Annotated in this window: 15 protein-coding genes and 2 pseudogenes; 10 read left to right on the top strand and 7 right to left on the bottom strand. The window is 71.0% G+C overall.

Annotated features, from left to right (window positions below; genetic code table 11):
• The first annotated feature begins 136 nt into the window (after positions 1–136).
• Positions 137–901 carry a hypothetical protein gene (locus ACFY0F_RS31695; RefSeq protein ID WP_388801918.1) on the top strand — a complete coding sequence of 255 codons (765 nt, stop codon included), beginning with the start codon at positions 137–139 and terminating at the stop codon, positions 899–901.
• A gap of 86 nt (positions 902–987) precedes the next feature.
• On the opposite strand, the gene ACFY0F_RS31690 is transcribed toward ACFY0F_RS31695, so the two are convergent.
• Entirely contained in the window at positions 988–1371 is a 384-nt protein-coding gene (locus ACFY0F_RS31690; protein WP_388801915.1) for a DUF6083 domain-containing protein, read from the bottom strand.
• A 566-nt stretch (positions 1372–1937) separates the two neighbouring features.
• On the opposite strand from ACFY0F_RS31690, the gene ACFY0F_RS31685 reads away from it, so the two are divergent.
• The gene (locus tag ACFY0F_RS31685) at positions 1938–3953 is read left to right on the top strand and encodes a hypothetical protein (RefSeq protein ID WP_388802207.1); all 2016 of its coding nucleotides are present in this window, start codon (positions 1938–1940) and stop codon (positions 3951–3953) included.
• A 69-nt stretch (positions 3954–4022) separates the two neighbouring features.
• Here the strand turns inward: ACFY0F_RS31685 and ACFY0F_RS31680 are convergent, their stop codons facing one another.
• The 3 genes from ACFY0F_RS31680 to ACFY0F_RS31670 all read right to left on the bottom strand — a co-directional run bounded on the left by ACFY0F_RS31680 (position 4023) and on the right by ACFY0F_RS31670 (position 6812).
• Positions 4023–4919, bottom strand: coding sequence for a PhzF family phenazine biosynthesis protein (locus ACFY0F_RS31680; RefSeq protein ID WP_388801912.1), 897 nt, complete (start codon positions 4917–4919; stop codon positions 4023–4025).
• A 170-nt stretch (positions 4920–5089) separates the two neighbouring features.
• Positions 5090–5383: a DUF1330 domain-containing protein gene (locus ACFY0F_RS31675; RefSeq protein WP_388802204.1), complete on the bottom strand. Its 294-nt coding sequence runs from the start codon at positions 5381–5383 to the stop codon at positions 5090–5092.
• 388 nt (positions 5384–5771) lie between these two features.
• A complete protein-coding gene (locus tag ACFY0F_RS31670; protein WP_388801909.1) occupies positions 5772–6812 on the bottom strand; it encodes a Ku protein in 1041 nt (346 codons plus the stop codon).
• 57 nt (positions 6813–6869) lie between these two features.
• Here ACFY0F_RS31670 and ligD point away from each other — a divergent pair, with 57 nt between their 5' ends.
• A complete protein-coding gene (ligD, locus tag ACFY0F_RS31665) occupies positions 6870–7754 on the top strand; it encodes a non-homologous end-joining DNA ligase (RefSeq protein WP_388801906.1) in 885 nt (294 codons plus the stop codon).
• Positions 7755–8130: 376 nt separating this feature from the next.
• Here ligD and ACFY0F_RS31660 read toward each other — a convergent pair whose 3' ends face one another.
• Positions 8131–8934: a nuclease-related domain-containing protein gene (locus ACFY0F_RS31660; RefSeq protein WP_388801903.1), complete on the bottom strand. Its 804-nt coding sequence runs from the start codon at positions 8932–8934 to the stop codon at positions 8131–8133.
• A 99-nt stretch (positions 8935–9033) separates the two neighbouring features.
• Here ACFY0F_RS31660 and ACFY0F_RS31655 point away from each other — a divergent pair, with 99 nt between their 5' ends.
• The 6 genes and pseudogenes from ACFY0F_RS31655 to ACFY0F_RS31630 all read left to right on the top strand — a co-directional run bounded on the left by ACFY0F_RS31655 (position 9034) and on the right by ACFY0F_RS31630 (position 15090).
• Positions 9034–9540 carry a dual specificity protein phosphatase family protein gene (locus tag ACFY0F_RS31655; RefSeq protein ID WP_388801900.1) on the top strand — a complete coding sequence of 169 codons (507 nt, stop codon included), beginning with the start codon at positions 9034–9036 and terminating at the stop codon, positions 9538–9540.
• A gap of 57 nt (positions 9541–9597) precedes the next feature.
• Positions 9598–10356 carry a hypothetical protein gene (locus ACFY0F_RS31650; protein WP_388801897.1) on the top strand — a complete coding sequence of 253 codons (759 nt, stop codon included), beginning with the start codon at positions 9598–9600 and terminating at the stop codon, positions 10354–10356.
• Positions 10353–11693: an ATP-binding protein gene (locus ACFY0F_RS31645; protein WP_388801894.1), complete on the top strand. Its 1341-nt coding sequence runs from the start codon at positions 10353–10355 to the stop codon at positions 11691–11693. Before ACFY0F_RS31650 ends, ACFY0F_RS31645 begins: the two co-directional genes overlap by 4 nt.
• A gap of 25 nt (positions 11694–11718) precedes the next feature.
• Positions 11719–13080, top strand: coding sequence for an FtsW/RodA/SpoVE family cell cycle protein (locus tag ACFY0F_RS31640; RefSeq protein ID WP_388801891.1), 1362 nt, complete (start codon positions 11719–11721; stop codon positions 13078–13080).
• Positions 13077–14534 (top strand): penicillin-binding transpeptidase domain-containing protein, encoded by a 1458-nt coding sequence (locus ACFY0F_RS31635; RefSeq protein ID WP_388801888.1) that lies wholly within the window; start codon positions 13077–13079, stop codon positions 14532–14534. The genes ACFY0F_RS31640 and ACFY0F_RS31635 overlap by 4 nt, the downstream gene beginning before the upstream one ends.
• Positions 14535–14578: 44 nt before the next feature.
• Positions 14579–15090: pseudogene (locus ACFY0F_RS31630) on the top strand (DUF3291 domain-containing protein).
• Here the strand turns inward: ACFY0F_RS31630 and ACFY0F_RS31625 are convergent.
• Positions 15035–15650: pseudogene (locus ACFY0F_RS31625) on the bottom strand (Uma2 family endonuclease). The pseudogenes ACFY0F_RS31630 and ACFY0F_RS31625 overlap by 56 nt on opposite strands.
• A 69-nt stretch (positions 15651–15719) precedes the next feature.
• Positions 15720–16832, bottom strand: coding sequence for a ferritin-like domain-containing protein (locus ACFY0F_RS31620; RefSeq protein ID WP_388801884.1), 1113 nt, complete (start codon positions 16830–16832; stop codon positions 15720–15722).
• A 122-nt stretch (positions 16833–16954) separates the two neighbouring features.
• On the opposite strand from ACFY0F_RS31620, the gene ACFY0F_RS31615 reads away from it, so the two are divergent.
• On the top strand, positions 16955–17893 hold the full coding sequence (locus ACFY0F_RS31615) for a diiron oxygenase (protein ID WP_388801881.1): 939 nt from the start codon (positions 16955–16957) through the stop codon (positions 17891–17893).
• Positions 17894–18123 lie beyond the last annotated feature (230 nt).

Raw genomic sequence — 18123 nt, 5'->3', positions numbered from 1 at the left:
GGCGCCGCCGCGGGGACGGCGACCTGACCAATCCCGCTACAGGTAAGTGAGGTGACCGCGGCGGCCGGGCCCGGGTAAAGTCGCGATCTTCGGCTGGCGGAAGCCACCGGAGTCCTCCTGAGGCTGTGCCGACACGATGAACCTCGACGACACTCCCGCACGATTCCGGCTCGACCGTGCTCTGGACTGCCTGGCCGTCACGTTTCGTGGTATGACCGCCCGCTACGACGAGGCCCAGTGCGACTGCCACTGGGGCAGCGAAGAAGAGCTTGCGCAGTTGAAAGTCCCGGACGTGGAACTCGACCCGGACCTGCTGCATCGCACCTGGACCGCCCCCGACTGGAAGGATCACGGCGCGGTGCTGCGCCGCATTCTGCCTCAGTTCGCCAGGGCCCTGGTCAGCGGCACCGTAGAGCCCATGTTCGGTATGCACGCGGTCGGGCATTCGTTCGCTTGGGGGTACTGGCAGCAGTGGCCCGCTCGCCAAAGCGCGGCGGTGTGGGAGTTCCTGCATGCCTGGTGGGCTTACAGCCTCAGCGAACCGGAGCCCGTTGTCCCCGTGTATGAGGTCCTCGCGCTGTGTGCCGAGGCTTCCGCGACGCTCGGCCCGTGGCTCAGCACCTGGGAGGCGCTCGATCACGCGGTGTCCGACCGGCACCTGGCAGAAGCGGCTGCCCACTGGGAGTACGACCTGTTGGGAGACGAACTTCCATGGGACACGCGGGACAACGACAACGCGGATGCTCTGCGCACCGAGCTCGCGGCCTGGCTGGTCCGCCACGCCCCGGCACGGCTCCGCGCCCAGGGCGCGCCCGAGGAACTGCTGCACCGAGTACGGCTGATAGGACTCACCGGCCCCGCCCGCTGGGAGGAGCCGCACTGGCCCAACCACCGCTACTGAGCTCGCTCCACGGGGCGGCCACCCGTGTCCCACGTCGGAAGCTGACGACCGGGCGCGAGGCGGGCCGGCGGCTTCTGTACGGCCGATCAGCCGGCGTCCGGCCATTCCTCCGGGCGTGGCGGGGGCTCGGGGGTGGCCTGGCGTTCGGCGTGGTGGGCGTTCTCGTCCCGTAGGGCTGTCAGCCACGGCCAGAGGTCTGGCAGGGGCTGCGCCGGGCAGGCCAGGCGGTGTTCGATGCGGCAGCGTTGGAACTGGTCGGGTGGGCATACCCCGTAGACCGTCACCCGGCCGTCGGACAGTTCGATCCATCGGTGTTCCGCCGGCACCGTGTGGGCCAGTGGGGACATGTTCGGCTCCAGCAGGACCCAGTCGTGTTCGAGCGTTGCCACCCGGTCCCCCAGCAGCCCGCACGAGGGACAGCGGGACTGTCCACCGCCGAGCCTTCGCGGCTCCTCTTCGTCAACCCCCATGACGTGAGCGTCGACAGATGGGCGGCGTGTGCGTAGACGGCGAACCGGACGGGACGCCTGGGGCAGCCGTACTCTGGCGGAACAGGACGCGATGCGGCAGGTGCAGGCAGCATCCGACGGTTGGCGGCATGCGGCCGATACACGACGGAAGCGCTGCGACCGTGATCGACCGTGCGGAGTGTTGGCGGAGGGCGTTCGGCCGGACGGTCGGTCGGCCGCGTCCAAGGCGATGGCGTCCGGGTGGGTGACCGGGTGGGTGACCGGTGGCGCTCGTTCCGTACGTTCGGTGATCGCTGGTGACCGTTCGCCACCCCGAGGTGACGATGCGGTGGCGTCGATAACTTTCCATTACCTCACAGGTGAATTCCAGCCAACGGACAGGTAAAGTCCGACCACCTACTTGAAAAGAGAACGTCCGTACGCATCGGCTTCCGGCCCGCGGCAACCTGATCGCGCCAGTCAGCAAGTCCGAGCTCGAGGATGTTGAGTTGCCTGGAGCCCGCGAAGTGTCAGCATCCCCCTTGTCCGCCCGGTTGCGTACCGGGGCGGCGCGTTTCCTCCTGCCGATGGTGCTCGCGCTGTCGTTCGCCGTGCAGGCGGTGGGCGCTCTCCTCCCCAGTGTTCCCGTGCTCGTCGCCGCCACTGTCGTCGGGGTGGCGGCGGACGTCGGGCTGCACCGGTGGCAGCGAGGTGTCGCCGCCGCTCTCGGGAGGCTGCACGCGACCGTGTTCGTGCGCCAGGTCGTGCGGGATTTGCTGCTGGTGACCGGGCTCATACGTATCGAGGAGCAGGACTACGAGACGCGGTATCTCGCTCTCATCTGCGGCCTGCTGGTCTTCTACGGCCTGCACTTCGCCTGCCAGGCGCTCGCGGTCCTCGTCCGCCGCTCCCGCACCCTGCCCGTGGTGACCCGGAACGTCGACGCCTCGGCGCTGCGGCTGAGTGCTGCTCCCCCGGCGCTGCTGATGCGCCGCTCCGGGCAGCGGCTGCTCATGTTCGGTCTGCCGTCGACGGTCGGGCTGCTGGTCACCGCGGTGAACGGCTCGGCCTGGTGGGCCGCCGCGGGGATCGCCCTTTCCTGTGTGTTCGCGGTGGTGGCCGTCGGCATGCTGCTGGTGCGGCTGCTGCCGGGGCGCAGGCCGGTGACGAGTGAGCAGGCGCTGGAGTGGTTCGAGGCGTGGCTCGCGGAGTACCGGCCGACGGTGGGGATGTACTTCTCCGGCGGTACGAGCTCGGCCTACCAGGCGAACATGTGGCTGGAGCCGCTGGCCCGGCTGGAGGGGCGTCCGCTGATCGTGCTGCGTGAGCGGTTCATGGTGCGGAAGATCGCCTCGACCGATATTCCGATTGTTTGTCTGCCGAAGGTCGCCGATCTGATGCGGCTGGAGCAGTCCACGCTGAAGATGCTGATCCACCCGTCGAACTCGGGGAAGACCTCGCAGGTGCTGCGGATTCCCACCATCAAGCACGCGTTCGTCAACCACGGCGAGAGTGACAAGCTGTCGAGCTGCAACCCGTACGCGAAGGCGTACGACGAGGTGTGGGTGGCCGGTCCCGCGGCGCGCGAGCGGTACGCGCTGGCCGCTGTGGGCGTCGACGACCGTGACGTCGTGGAGATCGGGCGTCCGCAGCTGGATGTCATCGAGCCGTACCGCGGTGCGCCCGCGGGGGCTTACACGACTGTTCTCTACGCCCCTACCTGGGAGGGGTGGGACGGCAATCCGGGAAACACCTCCGTCATCGAGGCCGGTGAGAACATCGTGCGGGCTCTGTTGGCCGATCCTGGAGTCCGGCTGCTGTACAAGCCGCACCCGCTGACCGGGTCGGTCGATCCTCGGGCGGGGGCCGCGAACGCCCGGATCAAGGAGATGATCCGCGACGCGAACGCGGTGCGTGCCGCCGAGCACGCCGACGAGCGGCCGGATCCGTCCGTGGCGGCGGAGCTGGCCGCGCGGACCGCCGAGCTCGAGCGGCTGACCACGTCCTCGTTCCGGGCGGGCGCGGACGACGCCGAGCGGATGCTGCTGCAGGGGGTTCCGGAGGCCGGTCGGGGTGCGGCCGTGGCCGCCGCGACCGCCGCCTGGGAGGCCGCGTACTGGGCCTCGTTCCCCGCGTGGGAGCACCGGATCGTCACCGGGGCCCGGCCGAACGTCTACGCCTGCTTCAACGTGGCCGACGTGCTGGTCAGCGATGTCTCCAGCGTCATCTCGGACTATCTGGAGAGCGAGAAGCCGTACGCCGTCGCCAACACCAGCGGCCTCGCCGAGGCCGACTTCCGGGAGACCTTCCCCACCGTCCGTGCGGGCGCCGTCCTCACCCCGGACGCCTCGGGGATACCGGCCCTGCTGGAGTCCGTACGCAACCCTGAGCGCGACACCTACGCCTCGGCCCGCGCCGAGCTGAAGCTGCACCTGTTGGGTCCCTCCGACCCGCCGTCCGTCGCCCGGTTCAACGACGCGGCACGTGCGCTGTGCGCGGAGGCCGACGAGCACCGGGCGGGTATGGCGGTACGGGCGCTGCCGGCGATCCCGGCGCAGCGGGACGCCGGGGCGGCGTTGGACAGCGGGCAGGTCACGGGCTGACGGGCGGGCGGGGCCGGTCCTACCCGGGTGTGAGTAGGCGCGGTGTAGGGAAATGCCGGTGAACAACGATCATGGTCGGCTGGCGCACCGGATGCGGCTGTGTCCGTCGCGGACCACCGCCAACCCGCCGACCCGGGTCGTGATGCCCTTCGGTCCGCGTCGGGCCGCAGCGAGCACGCTGGCCGGTCGACCGAGGGTGTCACCCTGCTCCACCTCGATCGCGACCGTCTGCGCCCCTGTCGTGTCGAGCAGGTGGGCGGCCAGGCAGCCGGTGCTGTTGGCGTTGGCGACGTCCTCGTCGACACCGATCGCCGGCGCGAACATCCGCGCCGCACCCGGTCGGTCGCCCACCGGCGGTACGTACACGAAACAGCCGAGGAGCCCGTACCGTCGGCACGCCGCCGTCAGCCTGCCGAGGTGTGGGCGGACTCGGAGCAGCGCCGACCGGTCGTGGACCGGTACCAGCATGCGTGGTGCGCCGGGCGCGGCGATCCGTGGCGCGTCGGTCGGATGCGGATCGTCCGCGGTGAGGCCGAGCGCGGCGACGATCGCGGCGCGCTCGTCCGGTGCCGGGTGACGCAGCGCGACGAGGCCCTGGTCGAACCACACCTCGATGCCGGCGGGGCGGCGGATCGCGACGGTGTCGAACGTGCGGCCGCCGGTGTGTTGGCGGTCGTTCAGCTCGTCCAGCGTGGTGCGGGTCAACCGGACGGCCTGCGCGGCAACGGTGCCGTGGCCGCAGCCGGGCAGTTCGGCGGTGGCGGTGAAGAACCTGACCGGCCGGCCACCGTCCGGCGTCCGCCCCGGGCCGAGGAACGCCGCGTGCGAGGTGCCGGCCGCGGCGGCGACCGCACGCCGGTCCGCGTCCGTCGCCGCCGGGTCGTCGTCGGTGACGGCGGTGGGGCTGCCGCCCCGGCCGTCGCGTCGCACGCACGCATCGACCACCGTGACATCCGGCCAGGACATCGGCCCACCCCCTGACGATCGACGAAGCGGCTATCGCGAACGGTGTCCGCCGACAGCCGGGGCTGGCGTGGCCTGGCCTGGCCTGGCCTGGCCTGGCCTGGCCGCAATGGTCGACCGAACGCGTCCCGGAGCGTACCGGTCTGCCTCAGCCGGTGCCGTCCTGCACCGCGTCAGTCGATGCCTTCGATGATGCGGAAGTCGCGCTCGAAGCCTTCGGGGAGGGCCACCAGCGCCTTCTGGTATGCCTCGCTCTCGTAGGCCGCGGCCGCCTGTTCAAAGCTGTCGAATTCGATCAGTACGACGCGTTGCGTGATTCCGGCCTCGTGGGCGACGACTCGACCGCCACGGGACAGGGTGCGTCCACCCGCAGCCCGGACAGCCGGACCCGCCAGCTCGAAGTAGGCAGTCAGCGTCTCAGGGTCGGAGACGGCGGGGTAGACACTGACCCAGTAGCCCTTGGCCACGGAGAACCTCCTGTGTTCGGCCGGCCGGACATGTCCGACTTTCGAATCGGCGCTCAGATTGTTCGATCCCGACGACGGCCCAGGGGGCGAATTCTCAAATGTGTCCGCCGAGGTCATGCCTTGATCCTTGCCGTTCGAGTCGGCCTCGGGCATGGCGAAAAGGTCAGCCTCCGCTACATTCTCGCCATGCCCGGCCACCATGCCGCCCCCGGCACTTCCGGTTCCCCCGCGACCTAGCCGGTCGGACCGCCGAACTGGGTGGCGCGATGCGCCCAGAACCGCGAGCGGTCTCGCGACCCCCTATCCGGATGACCTGACCAATCTGTGCGGCGGGAGGGCCACCGTGATCAAGGTTTGACCCAGCAGCTACCGCCCCGGTGGTGAACGCTCATGCGGAGCGCTTGCGGGAGGTGGCGGTCTTCTTGGCCGTGGTCTTCGTCGTGCTCTTCTTCGCCGCCGACTTCTTCGCGGCGGCACCCGTGGTCGACTTCGCCGCCGACTTCTTCGCGGGCTGGGCCTGCTTGGCGGTCGACTTCGCCGTCTCCTTGGAGGCCGTCGTCTTCTTCGCCGTCGACGTCGACTTCTTGCCACCCGTCTCCTTTGGGGCGGCGCGGGTGAGGGATCTCGTGCCGGCCGGCTCCTCGCCTCGCGACTCCCTCGCGGCCCGCACGCTGTTCTCCAGGGCGGCCATCAGGTCGAGCACCTTGCCGCCCGACGGCGGGGCGGGGAGTTCCGGGGGCATCTCGCCGGCCGCCTTCGCCGCGATGACCTCCTCGAGGGCCTCGCGGTACTCGTCGTGCAGGTCCTGGAGGTCGACCTCGCCGAGGGTGTCCATGAGTGCGTCCGCCAAGTCCAGTTCCTTGTCGCGGACGGTGACCCCGACGTCCGGGGCCACGCCCTCCGGGGAGCGGACCTCGTCGGGCCAGAGCAGGCCGTGCATGGCGATGGCGTCCCCTACGACGCGCAGCATGCCCAGTCGTTCGCGGCCGCGTAGCGCGTACTTCGCGATCGCCACCTTGTGGCTGCGCTTGAGGGCCTCGCGGAGGAGTGTGTACGGCTTGGCCGCCGGGGCGCCGCTCGCGGCGAGGTAGTACGCGGCGTCCATCTGGAGCGGGTCGATCCGGTCGGCCGGTACGAAGGCGACGATCTCGATCGTCTTCGCGGTCGGGATCGGCAGGTGGGAGAGGTCCTCGTCGCTGATCGGGATGATCGTCCCGTCCGCGTCCTCGTATCCCTTGCCGATCTCCGCCTGGGTGACCTCCTTCTCCTCCAGTTCACACACCTTGCGGTAGCGGATGCGGCCGCCGTCCTCGGTGTGGATCTGGCGGAAGGAGATGGAGTGGCTCTCGGTGGCGTTGACCAGCTTGATCGGGATGCTGACGAGACCGAAGGAGATGGCGCCGTTCCAGATGGATCGCACGTGCAGCACCTTTGCTTTTCGTTGTTTCGTCCAGCTTTATCAGGGGTTGCGTGGGATTCTCATCGTATGACGCCTATCGCAGAGGTGGAGGGGCGGCGGGTCGCGCTCAGCAACCTGGAGAAGGTGCTGTATCCGGCTACCGGCTTCACCAAGGGCGAGCTGCTGCACTACTACGCGGTCGTCGCGGAAGTGCTGCTTCCCCATCTGCGGGATCGGCCGGTTTCGTTTCTGCGGTATCCGGACGGGCCGGGTGGGCAGGTCTTTTTTACGAAGAACGTGCCGCCCGGTACGCCCGACTGGGTCACCACCGGTGAAGTGCCTCGGTCGGAGGGGCCTGCGCGGATGGTGCTGGTGCAGGATCTGGCGTCGCTGATGTGGGCGGCGAATCTCGTCGCGGAGTTCCATACGCATCAGTGGGTGATCCAGGATCCCGGGTGCGCGGATCGGCTCGTTTTTGATTTGGATCCTGGGCCGCCGGCGGGGGTGGTGCAGTGCTGTGAGGTTGCCTTGTGGTTGCGGGAGCGGCTGGCTGTTGATGGGGTCTCGGCGTACGTCAAGACGTCCGGGTCGAAGGGGCTGCATCTGCTGGCGGCTGTGCGGGGGGCTTCGTCGGAGCGGGTTTCCGAGTATGCGAAGGGGCTGGCTGTGGAGGCGGAGCGGGTTATGCCTCGGTTGGTGGTGCATCGGATGACGCGGAGTCTGCGGCCGGGGAAGGTGTTCGTGGACTGGAGTCAGAATGCGGCGCGGAAGACGACCGCTACGGCTTACACCGTGCGGGCGCGGGCTGAGCCGTATGTTTCGGTGCCGGTGACTTGGGAGGAGGTGGGGGGGTGTCGATCTGCGGAGCAGCTTGTGTTCCGGGCCGGGGATGTTGCGGCGCGGGTGCAGGATTTCGGGGATCTGCTGGCGCCGTTGCTTGAGCGGGGGCGCGCCGCCGTGTTGCCGGGGTGAGGGGGTTCGCCCCCGCCGCCCCTACCCTTCCCGTCCTCCAGGGGCTGCGCCCCTTCCACCCCGCTGGGGGCTGCGCCCCCTGGCCCCCGCGGGGCTCCGCCCCTGCACCCCGCGCGGGGCTGCACCTCCCGTGGCCCCGCAGGGCTCCGCCCCTGCACCCCGCCCGGGGCTGCGCCTCCCGTGGCCTCGCGGGGCCCGTGCACCCCGCCGGGGCTCCGCCCCGGACCCCATCGGCCTGAACGGCCTCGTCCTCAAACGCCGGACGGGCTGATTTTCGCCGGCCCGCGCTTAGAGGTTGCCGGCCCGCGCTCAGAGGCACCCGGAACACACCCGGGGCGGGCTGGATATCACCGGCCGGCGCCCGCCAGGCACCGCCTCACACCCTCCCCCACGTCCCCCGGTCCCGCGCCATCGCATGCAGCGCCTCCACGTCCGCCGGTTTCAGCACGCCCCCCAGCCGGGACAGGTCCCCGATCTCCGTGTCGCGCAGGACGCGCACCTCGCGCAGCGGCACCGGTATCGACACCTCCCCCGGGTCGACCAGGGCCAGTACGGGGCGGACCTCCGCGGTCAGGGCGTAGGACGCGCGGTCGGCATCCGTTCGGGCCTGGCGCAGCAAAGGAACCGGGTCTCGGCGGCCGAGCGTGACCATCGGGTCGGTGATGAGGACGCGGTGGCGGCGGGCGGGGACGGTGTGGAGGGTGAAGAGGCCGCCGGGGCCGATCAGGAGGTGGTGGATGCGGTCGCCGCCGGGGAGGGGGACGGAGTGGAGGGCGTGCCAGCCCGCGCCGTCGAGGCGGTCCAGGGCCTCGCCGACCGTCTGCTCGGCCGCGAGGGCGCGGCGGCGTGGGTCGGGGCGTAGGCGGTGCGGTGGGGCGGGGTTGCGGTCCAGGGCGACGAGGAGGGCCTCGCCGGGGCGGTTGGGCGCCAGGTCGTCGTCCGGGTGGAGGGTGAGGCGGGCCAGTTCGGCGGGGGTCGGGACCGGGGGCGGGCCCACCGTGACCGGGCCGGTCAGGAAGGGCTGCAGGACAGTGAGTACGTCCTCCCTGCGGTCCTCGCTGAGCAGGTTGACCCGGGCCGCCTCTCTGTCGTACCAGGCGATGTTGCCGCCGTCCCTGCCGCAGACGTACAGCCGTTCCTGACCGTGCCGCCAGGTCGGCACGACGCGCAGTCCGCTCATCCGCATCACCCCTCGACCATGGGAACAGGCGGGGTGCTCCCCGGGCAAGAACCCCGTTACCTTTGACAGCGGTGGGGGGACGGAGTGGGGGAGGCGCCGTTGCGTACCCGCAGGAGACAACCCGATGTACCGGCTCCGGGTACCCCGTGGAGCGAGATAGTGCCGGGCCTGTGGATGGGCGGCCACGAGTTCCGGGGGCCGGCGGGGCAGCTGGAGTTCGCCGTCGTACGGGACGAGTTCGATCTCGTACAGACCTTGTTGCGGCTTCCGGGGCATGGGCCGGAGCCTGGGGTCGAGCATCATGTGTGGCCGATTCCCGACGGTCCGCTGGACGGTACGCAGCTCGCCGGTGTGATGCGGCTGGCCCGGGCGGCGAATGACGGGTTGGATGCGGGGCGTACGGTCCTCGTCCGGTGTTACCACGGGTACAACCGATCTGGCCTGGTCATAGCGCATGCCTTGGTGCGCCGGGGGCATGGCGTCGAGGACGCGATACGGATCGTCCGCGCCCGGCGCTCCCCCTGGGCGCTGCACAACGAGCTGTTCGTCGAGTACCTGCGCGCGGGTCTGACCACCGCCCGTCTGCTGGAGGAACTGGCCGAATAGGGTGTGCTGGGCCGCCGTGCGGTCGTACTACCGAATGATTCGAGCCACAGGAGCACCGTGCCCCGCACCCGTCCGGCCCGCGCCGCCCGAGCCGCCCGAGCCGCCGTCGCCGCCTGCGCCGTCGCCCTGGTGGCGGTGGCCACGGCCGGCTGCGGTGACACGGGGGGCCTGCGCGGCGCCGGGGCGACCCCGGCCGCGGTCGGCCCCGACCGGCTCTGGCCCGACCTGCGCCCGGCCTCCAGTCCGGCTTGGCCGTACGACGAGGGCAGCACGGAGACCGTGAAGGGCGTCACCGTGCCGGGTGACGACATCCACGCGGTCTCCCCGGTCGCCGTCGTCCGTGCCGAGATAGCGGCGCACGCCGACGACTACGGCGGCAAGGGCGCGTACCACGCCACGGCGGCCCGGATGGACGACTGCGGGCCTGGCGGGGACGCGCGGCGGTGTCCCGTGCTGAAGGCGTACTACCGCGATCTGACCGGGGACGGGCGTGACGACATGACGCTGGGCTTCCGGCTGTATCCGACCAACCAGACGGCCGTGCGCGTCTACACCGTCGAGCATCACCGGTTGGTGCAGGTGATGTCCGACAACGACGCGATCACCGGGGTCGAGCTGGCCGGCCGGACCGTGATCGTCCGCTCCCCGGCCGGGATCACGGGTTACGAGTACCGCACCACCTGGGCCTGGGACGCGCAGCAGCGCGCGATGGTCTTCTCCCGGGACGAGTTCCTGCGCACCGGCAGGCGGGGACACGGGGCTCGCACCTCCCGCACGCCGGCCCCCTCGGCGTCCCCCTCGGCGAGCCTGCGATGAGGGCTCCACGGGTAAGGGCCGCACGGGTGAGGGCCCCACGGCTGAAGGCCCCCCGGCTTCGCCTTCCCCGGTGGGCCGGCACCCTGGCCGTGAAGGCCGCCGTCTTCATCGTGGTGATGTGCTGCGCGCTGGCCGCGCTGCTCGGCGTTCTGGTGCACGTCTCGGTGACCGACCAGACCGTGGGGCAGGCCCGGCACCAGGCGCTGGACCGGCTGGCCCAGGTGACCGAGGACTTCCAGGCGGGGGACGGCCTGCGGCCGGGCGCCGGTGTGGATCCGGAAGGGCTGCCCGCGGCGCTGCGGGCGCTGGCGGTGAGCGGGCAGCGGGGGACGATGGTCGGTACGCACCACGGGCGCCCCACGATGTGGGCGGCGGGCCCCGTCGACGGTGGGCGGGCGCTCGCGGTGGAGGTCGACTACTCGCAGCAGGCGGGGACCATAGCCGGCCTGGACCGGGCGATCCTGTGGTCGTCGGCACTGGCCATCGGGTTGACGCTGCTGGTCGGCGCGTTCGCGGTGACCAGGGTGACGCGGCGGCTGCACGGCACTGCGCAGGTGGCCCGGCGGATCAGCGCCGGCGATCTGGACGCACGCGTGAACGATCCGCTCGCGCTGGATCCGACCCGCCCCCAGGACGAGGTGGCCGCGGTCGCGGACGCGCTGGACTCCATGGCGTCGTCGTTGCAGGGCAAGCTGCTGAGCGAGCAGCGGTTCACCGCGGACGTGGCGCACGAGCTGCGCACCCCGCTGACCGGGCTGCACGCGGCGGCGGAGCTGCTGCCGCCGGGGCGGCCGACGGAGCTGGTGCGCGACCGGGTGGCGGCGCTGCGCACCCTCACCGAGGACCTGCTGGAGATCTCCCGGCTGGACACCGGACGGGAGCGGCCGGCGGTGGACTCGGAGGAGCTGGGCGCGTTGGCGGAGCGGGTGGTGCGGGCGTCGGGCACGGACACCGAGGTGCGGATCGTGCGGGACGCGCGCGTGGAGACCGACCGGCGGCGGCTGGAGCGGGTGCTGGGCAATCTCGTGGCCAACGCCCACAAGCACGGGCGCGCGCCGGTCGAACTGACGGTGGAGCTGACCGGCGACGGGCCGGTGGTCACCGTACGGGACCACGGTGACGGCTATCCGGAGTACCTGCTACGGCACGGCCCGCAGCGCTTCCGTACCGAGGGCGGGGCGAAGGGGCACGGGCTCGGGCTGACGATCGCGGTGGGTCAGGCGGAGGTGCTGGGCGCGCGACTGGCCTTCGCCAACGCCCCGGACGGCGGAGCGGTGGCGACGCTGACCCTGCAAGCTGACATCTCGGAAGATCAGGGACGAACAGGGCACATGTGAGGCCGCATTTAGGTAGGTTCCGGACATGACCAAGGCCGGAACCACCATGGCGGCGGCACAGTCCCGGGCGCCCGACGTACCCCTCCCCCGGCGCCGTGGCATCGAACTCGCCCTGATCGTGCTGGCCGTCCTGCTGTCCGTGTACGGCTACTGCGCCGTCGGCCTGGCCAGGTACGGCGCCGTCCCGCCCGGTGCGGCCGGCTACGGAGCCGGGCTCGGCGTCCTCGCCCTGCTCGCGCACATGGCCGTCCGGGTGCGCGCCCCGTGCGCCGACCCGCTCCCGCTGCCGATCGGCGTGCTGCTCAACGGTCTGGGCCTGGTGCTGATCTACCGGCTCGACCTGGAGACCCCGGGCGACCGGGCGGCGCCGGCCCAGCTCGTGTGGTCGACGCTGGGCGTGGCCCTGTTCATCGTGGTCGTCCTGCTGCTGCGCGACCACCGGGTGCTGCAGCGCTATGCCTACGTCTGCGTGGCCGCGGCCCTGGTCCTGCTGACGCTTCCGGTGCTGTTCCCGGCGGTGAACGGTGCCCGGATCTGGATCCGGATCGCCGGCTTCTCCATCCAGCCGGGCGAGTTCGCGAAGGTGCTGCTCGCGGTGTTCTTCGCCGCGTACCTGGCGGCCAACCGGACCGCGCTCGCGCACAGCGGCCGCCGTGTCGGGTGGCTGCTGCTGCCCACCGGCCGGGTCCTCGGCCCGATCGTCGCCATCTGGCTGCTGAGCGTCGGCGTGCTGGTCCTGGAGTGCGACCTGGGCACCTCGCTGCTGTTCTTCGCCCTGTTCGTGGTCCTGCTGTACGTCGCCACCGGCCGCACCGGCTGGATCGCGGTCGGGCTGCTGCTCGCGGTGCTGGGGGCGGTCGCGGTCGGCCGGCTGGAGCCGCATGTGCACGGCCGGGTCCAGGACTGGCTGCACCCGTTCGCGACGATCGAGGCCGGTGTGGGGCCGGGCCAGCTCGCGCAGTCGCTGTTCGCCTTCGCGGCGGGCGGGGTCACCGGCACGGGGCTGGGCCTCGGCCACTCCACCCTGATCGGCTTCGCGACCAAGTCGGACTTCATCCTGGCCACGGCGGGCGAGGAACTGGGCCTGGCCGGTCTGTCGGCGATCTTCCTGCTCTACGGGCTCCTCGTGGAGCGCGGCTACCGGGCGGGCCTGGCGCTGCGCGACCCCTTCGGCCGTCTGCTCGCGGTCGGGCTGGCCTCGCTGGTGGCGCTGCAGGTGTTCGTGATCGCGGGCGGGGTGACGGGCCTGATCCCGCTGACCGGCATGGCGATGCCGTTCCTCGCGCAGGGCGGCTCGTCCGTGGTCACCAACTGGGCGATCGTGGCCCTGCTGATCCGGCTGAGTGACTCGGCCCGCCGGCAGTACGACGGGCGGGAGGCCCCGTGACGAAGCACATCCACCACGCCGCCGCCTTCTGCGTCCTGCTGCTGGCGGCCCTGCTGGTGAACGCGGCCCGCGTCCAGGTCGTCCAGAGCCGGTCCTACGACGGCAACCCGGCCAACCGCCGCCCCGAGATCGCCCGTTACCAGCAGCCGCGCGGGAACATCCTGGTGGGCGGTGAGCCGGTGACCGGCTCGTGGGACAGCGGGGAGCAGCTGCGCTACGAACGCAGCTACCGGTACGGCCCGTTGTACGCGCCGGTCACCGGGTTCTCCTCGCAGCGGTACGGGACGACGCTGCTGGAGCACACCGAGGACCCGGTGCTGTCCGGCACCGACCCGATGCTGTCGCCGCTGCCGCTGTGGAACGACGTCGCGCGGGCCCGCAGCGCCGGCGGGGACGTGGTGACGACCCTGAACCGGGACGCGCAGCAGGCGGCGTTCAAGGGGTTGGGGGCGCGCAAGGGGGCGGTGGCCGCGATCGAGCCGGCGACCGGCCGGGTGCTGGCGCTAGTGTCCACGCCGTCGTACGACCCGTCCGAGCTGTCCGGGAACGGCGAGGCGGTGACCTCGGCCTGGGCCCGGCTGGGCGACGACCCGGAGAAGCCGATGATCAACCGGGCGGTGGGGCAGACGTATCCGCCGGGTTCCACCTTCAAGGTGGTCACCGCGGCGGCGGCCCTGGACGCGGGCGCGGTACGGGACCTGGACCGCCGGACCCGCTCCCCCGACCCGTACACGCTGCCCGGCACCCGGACGAGGCTGACGAACGAGTCCGAAGGCTGCCGGGACGCCTCGGTGCGGATGGCGTTCGAGTGGTCGTGCAACACGGTGTTCGCCAAGCTGGGCGTGGACACGGGCGCCGAGCACATGCTGGCCACGGCGCAGGCCTTCGGCTTCAACGACCGGCACCTGAGGATCCCGTTCCCGGTCGTGCCGAGCACCTTCGACCCGGGCGCGGACCGGGCGCAGCTGGCGCTGTCCTCGATCGGGCAGTTCAACACCCGGGCCACGCCACTGCAGATGGCGATGGTCGCGGCGGCGGTCGCGAACGGCGGTCAGCTCCGGCCGCCGTACCTGGTGGACCGGACCACCCGTAGGGGCGGGGAGACGGTGGCGGAGTACGGTCCGCGTCCCCCGCGCCTGGTGATGCGGCCGTCGACGGCCGCGCGGATGCGGGAGCTGATGACCGACGTGGTGCGGGAGGGTACCGGCGGCAACGCCGCGATCCGGGGTGCCACGGTCGGCGGCAAGACCGGCACCGCCCAGCACGGTGTCGGCAACTCCGGTGTGCCGTACGCCTGGTTCGTCTCCTGGGCGCAGGCCGACGACGACCTGGAGCCGAAGGTCGCGGTGGCGGTGGTGGTGGAGGACGCCTCGGCCGACCGCGGTCACATCAGCGGCGGCGGTGACGCGGCGCCGATCGCGAAGGCGGTGATGTCGGCGGTTCTCGGTCTGTGAGACGGGGGGTGACGGTCGCCGAACGACCGACCTAGCGTTCGGTCATGACCGCATCCGCCGCCTTCGAACTCGCCCAGGTCAACATCGCTCGCCTCAAGTATCCGTTGGATTCGCCTCAGTTGAAGGACTTCGTCGACGCGCTCGACCCGGTGAACGCGGTGGCGGACGCCGCGGACGGGTTCGTGTGGCGGCTGCAGGACGAGTCCGGGGACGCCACCGGCATCCCGGTCCTCGGTGACGACTGGCTGATCATCAACATGTCGGTGTGGCGGGACACGAACGCGCTCACCGCGTTCATGTACCAGGGGCGGCACCGGGAGTTGCTGGCGCGGCGGCGGGTGGGGGTCCCCCCACGCCGTTAAGGCAGTGGGGGAGGTTCGAGCGGGTGTCGGAGGCGATGGTCGCGATGTGGTGGGTACCGGCGGGGCACCGGCCGACCGTGGCGGAGGCGGAGGAGCGGCTGCTGCATCTGCGCACCCATGGGCCGACCGACTACGCGTTCACCCTGCGGATGTCGTTCCCTCCGCAGGAGGTGCAACCGGCGGTCGGCGGTTGATCGCGGTGAGGTCGATGGTGAGGGGGAACGGGACGGTCAGCTTCAGTCGGTCATGGTGGATGCCGGTGCTGACGTACGTGTTCGTGGCCGGATCGAGTTCGTAGGTGTAAACCACCGGAAGGCCGTTGCCGCCGTCCTCCACACGCCAGAAGTACCGCATACTTGCGCGGCTTGGCCTCTCGGTCTCGTTCCTCCGAGTCTTCGGAGACGACTTCGACGGCCAGGATGACATCCTCCGGAAGGAGCCGGGTGCCGTTTGCGCCGGTGTCGGCGTCGACGCGGACCACCAGGACGTCCGGTTCCAGACGGTTGCACCTGTCGAGTGTGACCGTGAACTCGAAGTAGACGTCGAACTCGGCCGGAACCTGGCGGAGCAGGGCGATGTCCAGCAGCCGAATGGCGCGCATGTGAAAGCGGGTCCGCGGCCTTGCAAGGACGAGGCTCCCGTCGATCAGCTCCGTGTGCGGAGGAAGGTTCGGGAGCCGGTCCAGATCGTCCGCCGTCCAACTGCCCTCCGGCGGACGGGGCCACTCGTACTCCTCGTCCATGATGGCTCCCATGCGGCGGAGTCTGCCTGGCACAGCCAGCGTACCCAGGCGAATATGCCGATACCTCCGTCAATCGAGTGATCACCCCGTGATGCGTTGACCCTCCTCGATGGCCTTCTCGACCTCGGCCACCCGCTCCCGCTCCTCCGCCGCGAACCGCTCCGCGTCCAGCTTCTCGGCGATCTCCTCGTCCTGGGCCATCAGCAGGTCCAGGTTGGAGTCGCCCATCTCGAAGACGCCCATGTCGACGTAGGCCTCCTGCAGGCGCTTGCCCCACAGGCCGATGTCCTTGACGCAGGGCACGATGCGGCTGAAGAGCAGCTGGCGGAAGAGGCGGAGGAACTCGGAGCGCTCGCTGAACTCCTCGGCCTCCGCCTTGGGGATGCCGAAGTTCTCCAGGACCTCGACCCCGCGCAGGCGGTCCCGCATCAGATAGCAGCCTTCGACGACGAACTCCTCGCGCTCGCGCAGTTCGGCGTCGGTGAGCTGCTTGTAGTAGTCCCGCAGGGCCATCCGCCCGAAGGCGACGTGCCGGGCCTCGTCCTGCATGACGTAGGCGAGTATCTGCTTGGGCAGGGGCTTGTCGGTGGTGTCCCGGATCATGCCGAAGGCGGCGAGCGCCAGGCCCTCGATCAGCACCTGCATGCCGAGGTAGGGCATGTCCCAGCGGGAGTCGCGGAGGGTGTCGCCGAGCAGGGACTGGAGGTTGTCGTTGATCGGGTAGAGCATCCCGATCTTCTCGTGCAGGAAGCGGCCGTAGATCTCGGCGTGCCGGGCCTCGTCCATGGTCTGGGTCGCGGAGTAGAACTTGGCGTCCAGGTCGGGGACGGACTCCACGATCCGCGCCGCGCAGATCATCGCGCCCTGCTCGCCGTGCAGGAACTGGCTGAACTGCCAGGAGGCGTAGTGCTTGCGCAGTTCGCCCTTGTCCTTGTCGGTCATCTTCGCCCAGTACGGCGTGCCGTACAGGGTCATCGCCTCGTCGGGGGTGCCGAGCGGGTCGTGGGGATCGACCTCGAGGTCCCAGTCGATGCGCTTCTGCCCGTCCCACTGCTTGTCCTTGCCCTTCTGGTACAGGGCGAGCAATCGGTCGCGGCCGTCGTCGTACTCCCAGCTGAAGCGGGCGGCGCCGCTCGCCGGCACCTGCCAGTGCGGGGCGCCCGAGTCCATGGCGTAGAGGTCGTAGGTCGGCATACCGGCAGGCTCACACGTAGACGCCGAGTCAACAAGAGGCGCGCAGGGGATTGACGGGCTTGCTGACAAGCAGTCTCATAAGTGCCGCAGACATTGACAGCCGGCGACGAGGTGGGACGGCCATGACGACGGTGACGGAAGGCGAGGCGCTCGCGGGGCTGCGCGACGCGCTCGGCCTGCTCAAGGACCGGGAGCAGGTGGCCGAGCGGCTGCTCGCCTCTTCCGCCAGGCACTCCTTCGACCCGGACGAGGAGCTGGACTGGGACGCGCCCTTCGAGGAGGGCAAGTGGTTCTGGCCGCCCGAGCTGGTGTCTCTGTACGGCACGCCGCTGTGGCGGCGGATGGGCGAGGAGCAGCGGATCCTGCTCTCCCAGCACGAGGCGGCGGCGCTGGCCTCGCTGGGCATCTGGTTCGAGATCATCCTGATGCAGTTGCTGGTCCGGCACATCTACGACAAGGCGGCGACGAGCGCGCACGTCCGGTACGCGCTGACGGAGATCGAGGACGAGTGCCGGCACTCCAAGATGTTCGCCCGGCTGATCTCCCGGGGGGACGCGCCCTGGTACCCGGTGAGCCGGGCCCACCAGAACCTGGGGCGTCTGTTCAAGACGATCTCGACCACGCCCGGCTCGTTCACGGCGACGCTGCTCGGCGAGGAGGTCCTGGACTGGATGCAGCGGCTGACCTTCCCGGACGAGCGGGTGCAGCCCCTGATCCGGGGTGTCACCCGCATCCACGTGGTCGAGGAGGCCCGCCACGTCCGCTACGCCCGTGAGGAGCTCCGCCGCCAGATGGTGACCGCGCCGCGCTGGTCCCAGGAGTTCACCCGGGTCACCGCCGGCGAGTTCGCCCGCGTCTTCTCGGTCGCCTTCGTCAACCCGGACGTGTACACCAACGTGGGCCTCGACAAGCGGGAGGCAATGGCCCAGGTGAAGGCCAGCGCCCACCGCCGGGAGGTCATGCAGACGGGAGCGAAGCGGCTGACCGACTTCCTGGACGACATCGGGCTGCTGCGGGGTGTCGGCCGACGGCTGTGGCGGTCGTCGGGGCTGCTCGCCTGACACCGCCCTCGCCGACCCGGCAACAGGCCCCGGCCCCGGCCCCGGTCCAGACCCACCGCCTGCAGCGGCTGACAGCCACGCGGCGGAGCCGCACACCGGCACAGCCTCGACGACATCGGACTGCTGCGGGGCGTCGGCCGACGGCTGTGGCGGTCGTCGGGGCTGCTCGCCTGACACCGCCCTCGCCGACCCGGCAACAGGCCCCGGCCCCGGCCCCGGTCCAGACCCAC

Origin of the sequence: Streptomyces sp. NPDC001544 (assembly GCF_042894285.1) — a bacterium.
Classification (GTDB): domain Bacteria; phylum Actinomycetota; class Actinomycetes; order Streptomycetales; family Streptomycetaceae; genus Streptomyces.
This window is presented reverse-complemented; position numbering and strand designations above follow the sequence as displayed.

Bases quoted from the DNA above. Each gene is read 5' to 3' on its own strand.
- ACFY0F_RS31645 (WP_388801894.1), top strand. From the start codon at position 10,353: ATGAGGGCTCCACGGGTAAGGGCCGCACGGGTGAGGGCCCCACGGCTG.
- ACFY0F_RS31620 (WP_388801884.1), bottom strand. From the start codon at position 16,832: ATGCCGACCTACGACCTCTACGCCATGGACTCGGGCGCCCCGCACTGG.
- ligD (WP_388801906.1), top strand. From the start codon at position 6,870: ATGACGCCTATCGCAGAGGTGGAGGGGCGGCGGGTCGCGCTCAGCAAC.
- ACFY0F_RS31680 (WP_388801912.1), bottom strand. From the start codon at position 4,919: ATGTCCTGGCCGGATGTCACGGTGGTCGATGCGTGCGTGCGACGCGAC.
- ACFY0F_RS31615 (WP_388801881.1), top strand. From the start codon at position 16,955: ATGACGACGGTGACGGAAGGCGAGGCGCTCGCGGGGCTGCGCGACGCG.
- ACFY0F_RS31640 (WP_388801891.1), top strand. From the start codon at position 11,719: ATGACCAAGGCCGGAACCACCATGGCGGCGGCACAGTCCCGGGCGCCC.
- ACFY0F_RS31660 (WP_388801903.1), bottom strand. From the start codon at position 8,934: ATGAGCGGACTGCGCGTCGTGCCGACCTGGCGGCACGGTCAGGAACGG.
- ACFY0F_RS31695 (WP_388801918.1), top strand. From the start codon at position 137: ATGAACCTCGACGACACTCCCGCACGATTCCGGCTCGACCGTGCTCTG.
- ACFY0F_RS31685 (WP_388802207.1), top strand. From the start codon at position 1,938: ATGGTGCTCGCGCTGTCGTTCGCCGTGCAGGCGGTGGGCGCTCTCCTC.
- ACFY0F_RS31690 (WP_388801915.1), bottom strand. From the start codon at position 1,371: ATGGGGGTTGACGAAGAGGAGCCGCGAAGGCTCGGCGGTGGACAGTCC.